Annotated in this window: 6 protein-coding genes and 1 tRNA gene; 3 read left to right on the top strand and 4 right to left on the bottom strand. The window is 73.9% G+C overall.

What is annotated here, in order from left to right:
• On the bottom strand, positions 1-1,054 hold a 1,054-nt coding region (locus ACE3Q3_RS22945), incomplete at its 3' end, for an aminotransferase class V-fold PLP-dependent enzyme (protein WP_374449951.1).
• 195 nt (positions 1,055-1,249) lie between these two features.
• On the opposite strand from ACE3Q3_RS22945, the gene ACE3Q3_RS22940 reads away from it, so the two are divergent.
• The gene (locus tag ACE3Q3_RS22940; RefSeq protein ID WP_374449948.1) at positions 1,250-1,639 is read left to right on the top strand and encodes a Rap1a/Tai family immunity protein; all 390 of its coding nucleotides are present in this window, start codon (positions 1,250-1,252) and stop codon (positions 1,637-1,639) included.
• Between the two features lie 20 nt (positions 1,640-1,659).
• Positions 1,660-1,950 (top strand): hypothetical protein, encoded by a 291-nt coding sequence (locus ACE3Q3_RS22935; protein WP_374449946.1) that lies wholly within the window; start codon positions 1,660-1,662, stop codon positions 1,948-1,950.
• A 40-nt stretch (positions 1,951-1,990) separates the two neighbouring features.
• On the opposite strand, the gene ACE3Q3_RS22930 is transcribed toward ACE3Q3_RS22935, so the two are convergent.
• The 3 genes from ACE3Q3_RS22930 to ACE3Q3_RS22920 form a co-directional block, all read right to left on the bottom strand.
• Complete coding sequence (locus tag ACE3Q3_RS22930) at positions 1,991-2,728, bottom strand: ribonuclease activity regulator RraA (protein WP_374449944.1); 738 nt, start codon at positions 2,726-2,728, stop codon at positions 1,991-1,993.
• A 64-nt stretch (positions 2,729-2,792) separates the two neighbouring features.
• On the bottom strand, positions 2,793-3,320 hold the full coding sequence (locus ACE3Q3_RS22925; RefSeq protein WP_374449941.1) for an N-acetyltransferase family protein: 528 nt from the start codon (positions 3,318-3,320) through the stop codon (positions 2,793-2,795).
• Positions 3,317-4,204, bottom strand: a complete 888-nt coding sequence (locus ACE3Q3_RS22920; protein ID WP_374449939.1) for an N-formylglutamate amidohydrolase — start codon at positions 4,202-4,204, stop codon at positions 3,317-3,319. The genes ACE3Q3_RS22925 and ACE3Q3_RS22920 overlap by 4 nt, the downstream gene beginning before the upstream one ends.
• A gap of 172 nt (positions 4,205-4,376) precedes the next feature.
• Between ACE3Q3_RS22920 and ACE3Q3_RS22915 the strand changes: the two genes are divergently transcribed.
• Positions 4,377-4,451 (top strand) — tRNA-Val (locus tag ACE3Q3_RS22915).
• Positions 4,452-4,665: the final 214 nt, after the last annotated feature.

Here is a 4,665-nt window from a genome sequence, read left to right as displayed (position 1 = left end):
TGTTGATCCGGCGCGCCGCCAGCGCCTGCTGCACCGCCTCGGCGGCGGTTCCGGCCAGTGCGAAGCTGACGATGCCGCAGCGCTGCCGCCCGAGGTCGAGCACCCGCACGCCGCGGATGGCGCCCAGGCCCTCGCGGATGCGGTCGGCGAGGGCGGTCGTCCGCCGGCCGATTGCCGCCAGCCCCCAGCCGAGCGCGTAGTCGGCCGCCGCCTTGAGGCCGAGCTTGCCGGCGACGTAGCTCTCCCAGTTCTCGAACCGCCGCGCGTCGGGTCGCAGCTGGTAGCGATGGGGCGCGACCCAGGTCGCGGCGTGGTTGTCGAGGAAGGGCGGATCGATGCGGTCCAGGAAGTCCTGCCGGACGAAGAGGAAGCCGGTGCCGCGCGGCCCGCGCAGGAACTTGCGGCCGGTGGCCGACAGCATGTCGCAGCCGATCTCGGCCACGTCGACCGGCATCTGGCCGATCGACTGGCAGGCGTCGAGCAGGTAGGGCACGCCGGCGGCCCGCGTCAGCCGGCCGATCTCGGCGGCCGGATTGACCAGTCCGCCGTTGGTCGGGACATGCGTGATCGCCACGAGCCCGACCCGTCCCTTGCGCCGGCGCCGGTCCATGGCGCGCGCCAGCGCATGGAGGTCGACGGCACCCGTCTCGTCGGACGGGATCGTCTCCACCACCGCGCCGCGGCGCTGGGCCTGATGGAAGAAGGCGATGACGTTGGAGGAATATTCCGCCTCGGCGGTCAGGATGCGGTCGCCGGCCTGGAGCGGCAGGCCGTAGAAGGCCATGTCCCAGGCGCGCGTCGCGTTCTCGATGACGGCGATCTCGCCGGCGCCGGCCCCGACCAGCCGCGCCAGTGACTCGTAGACGCCGCGCTCGAGATCGTCGGCGGCGGCGTCGGCCGCCTCGTAGCCGCCGATCTCGGCCTCGCGCTCGAGATGGCCGATCACCGCCCGGCGCACCGGGTCCGGCATCAGGGCGGCGCCGGCGTTGTTCATGTGGTTGACGTGGGCGACGCCCGGGGTTTCGCGGCGGGCGCGTTCGAGGTCGATGTCCATTTTCGGGCGGGGCGCTCCGGTGATGACGGTCGAGTATAGCGACAATCGGCCCCGGTCGAGCCACCGGCGATCGCGGGCCGGGCGGCTGGCGTGGGGCGCGGCGCGGTACTATGTGCATGGGTGCGGGGCGGTGGGGCCGCCGGGAGGCCCGGCCGGGGCCCGCGTGCGACGGAACTGCGAGGGGATCACCGACCGATGAAACGAGCGATCGCAGCGGCGCTGGCCGCCGCTTCCCTGACCGCGGCGGCGAGCGCCGGCGCGGCCGTCACTCGGGACGACTTCCTGGTCCGCAACACCGCCAGCCTGGTCTCCCTCTGCAGCGTCCAGCCGCAGGACCCGATGGCGGTGCAGGCCCTGCACTTCTGCCACGGCTACGTCGCCGGCGTCGCCGACCAGTACCAGGCCATGGGGGCGCCGCGGCCGGGCGAGCCGCCGCCCTACTGCCTGCCGGAGCCGCGGCCGAGCCGGTCGCAGGCGGTCGAGATGTTCCTCGCCTGGGCGAAGGCGAACCCGGCGGAGGCCAAGGCCGAGGCGGTCGACAGCCTGTTCCGCTTCGCCCGCGCCACCTGGCCGTGCAAGCGCTGACCCCGCAAGGAGGACGACAGATGAACGGATCGATCCGGACCCTCGGGGCGGTCGTGCTCGCGGGCGCGCTCCTGACCGGCTGCGCCGGCATGACGCCGACCGAGCAGCGGGTGCTGAGCGGCGGCGCGATCGGCGCCGGCGGCGGTGCCGTGCTCGGCGCCATCGGCGGCGACGCCGCACTGGGCGCCATCCTCGGCGGCGCGGCCGGCCTCGCCGGCGGCTATCTCTGGGACCAGCACAAGCAGGCCGAGGCCGACGCCTACTACCGCGGCTACAACGACGGGCGCCGCCCGCCGCCGCGCCGGCGCTGACGGCGGAGGGCCGGCCGGAGCCGGGCCGGGGGCCGGAGGCTCAGTCCTCCGGTTCCCCTCGCGCAAGCCAGTCGCGATACTGCGCCCGGGTCTCCTCGTTCGGCGGATAGAGCCCGGGAATCGCCCGGCCGCGGCGCACCTCGCGCTGCACGAAGCGTTCCATGCGCTCCTGCTCGGCGGAGTCGCGGGCGACCTCCTCGACGAGATGGCGGGGGATGACGACGACGCCGTCGAGGTCGCCGACCACGGCGTCGCCGGGAAAGACCGGCACCCCGCCGCAACCGACCGGCGTCTGCACCTCGACCGGGTGCAGGTGGGTCATGCTCGCCGGTGCCGCGGCGCCGGCCGCGAAGATCGGAAAGTCGAGCCCGGCCAGCACCGGCGCGTCCCGCATCGCCCCGTCGGAGACGACGGCGGCGAGCCCGCGCACCTTGAGCCGCCAGGCGAGGATGTCGCCCAGCGTGCCGGCCCGCGTCTCGCCCTCCGTCGAGATCACCAGGACATGGCCCGCCGGCGTCTCCTCGACGGCGACGCGCTGGGCGCTCGCCGGGTCCGTCGGCTTCGGCGGCTGGCAGATGTCCTCGCGGCCGGGAATGTAGCGCAGCGTCACCGCCGGGCCGGCGAAGCGGGCGGCGGCCGGGTTCATCGGCCCGACGCCGGCGATGGCGAGGCCGCGGAAGCCGCGCTTCAGCAGCTGCATGGTGATGGTGGCGGTGCTCGCCTCGCCGAGGAGGCGCAGGGTCTCGGCCGGAAGCGGCATCGGCTGGATCGTGGTCATGGGGCTCCTCCGGAACGGGGCGTCCGCCGTTGGCCGGCGGCACGGGTGTCAGTCGGCAAAGATGTCAGTCGGGGTGGGTGGTGTCGCCCGGCCCGAGCGCGCGCTGCATCAGGACGCTGTCGACCCAGCGCCCGTGCTTGTAGCCGATGGCGGTCAGCACCCCGGCATGGCGGAAGCCGTGCCGGGCATGGAGGCCGATCGAGGCGGCGTTGGCGCTGTCGCCGATGACCGCCACCATCTGCCGGAAGCCTGCCGCCTCGCAGCGCCGGATCAGTTCGGCGAGGAGCCGGCTGCCGATGCCGGCGCGCTCCCGTCCGGGGGCGAGATAGACCGAGTTCTCGACCGAGTGGCGGTAGGCCGGCCGCGTCCGGTACGGCCCGGCATAGGCGTAGCCGGCGACCTCGCCGTCGACCTCCGCCACCAGGTAGGGATAGCCGCGGCCGGTCGTCTCGGCGTGGCGCCGCGCCATCTCGCCGGCCGGTGGCGGCTCCTCCTCGAACGAGGCCAGCCCGTGGCGGACATGGTGGCCGTAGATCGCCGCGATCGCGGCAATGTCGGCGGCGACGGCGTCGCGGATGCGGACTTCGGTCATTGCGTCAGCTGCCGCGGGTCGATCCGGGCGAGCCGGTCGACGACCTGGCGCAGCTCGCCCGCGATGCGCGCGAGCTCGGGTTTGCGGGCATAGCGGGCCTCGTCCATGTAGAGGTCGCGGTTGACCTCGATCTGCAGGGCGTGGACGCCCTCCGCGGGGCGGCCGTAATGGGCGGTGGTGAAGCCCCCCGCATAGGGGGCGTTGTGGGTGACGCGGTAGCCGAAGCCGCGCAGTGCGGCGGCGACCGTGTCGGCGACGGCGGCCGCGCAGGCGTTGCCGTGGATGTCGCCGAGGATGAAGTCGGCGCGCCGGCGGCCGGGGTCGAGGTCCATCGGCCCGCCGGTCGACGGCATGGAGTGGCAGTCGATGAGGATGGCGTGGCCGACGGCGCGCCGCCGCTCCTCGACCAGCGCCGCGAGGTCGCGGTGATAGGGCTGGTAGAGGCGGCGGATGCGCTCCAGCCCCTCGGCGACGGTGAGCTTGCGGGCATAGATGTCGGCGCCGCTGGCGACGATGCGGGCGATCGTCCCGAGCCCGGCCTGGACGCGCGGCGAGCGCGTGTTGCAGAAGTCGGGCAGCGGCCCGTCGAACATCGCCGGGTCGAGCTCCCACGGCTCGCGGTTGAGGTCGACATAGGCGCGCGGGAAATGCGCCCGGATCATCGGCGCGCCGAGCCGCGCCGCCTCGGCGAAGAGCTCGTCGACGAAGCAGTCCTCCGACCGCCGCAGCGTCAGGGGGTCGAGCCGGCTGGCGCGCAGCAGGTCCGGCGGGTAGCGGCGGCCGGAATGCGGCGAGGCGAGCACGATCGCGCCGGGCGGGGCGGCCGGCCGGTCGACGACGTGCCCGGGCGCCAGCTCTCCGGGGAGTTCGCCTGAGGAATCCATGCGCGGCCGATGATGGCAAACCGCGCGAGCCCGTGTCACGCGGCAGATGGGCACGGGGCGGGGGCGATCTGCGGGGTGCCGGCGAAAGATGCGTTGCCATCCCGGCCGCCCGGTGCTACATCGCCGGTCCCGCGGCCGGAACCCGACCGGGTGCCGGCCCCACGGAGAGCGTGGGCGCGTAGCTCAGCGGGAGAGCACTACGTTGACATCGTAGGGGTCACAGGTTCAATCCCTGTCGCGCCCACCATCCATCTCCTTGATATCGCTAGGAAATCCAGACCGCCGAACCGGCGGCGCTGAGGGCTGGATTTCGCCTGCTCCGGACGCTGTAGGGGCAGGCTGGAGCGGTACAGGTTATTGGCGAGGTCCCGGTCGGCTATGCAGGCCAGGAGGTTGGGTGCGTTCTGGACGTCCGCCCCAAGGCACGTTGGCTTGCCGACGGGCACGAAGGGCCTGGACCG

Origin of the sequence: Allostella sp., assembly GCF_041913585.1 — a bacterium.
In the GTDB taxonomy this organism is placed as follows: domain Bacteria; phylum Pseudomonadota; class Alphaproteobacteria; order ATCC43930; family Allostellaceae; genus Allostella.
This window is presented reverse-complemented; position numbering and strand designations above follow the sequence as displayed.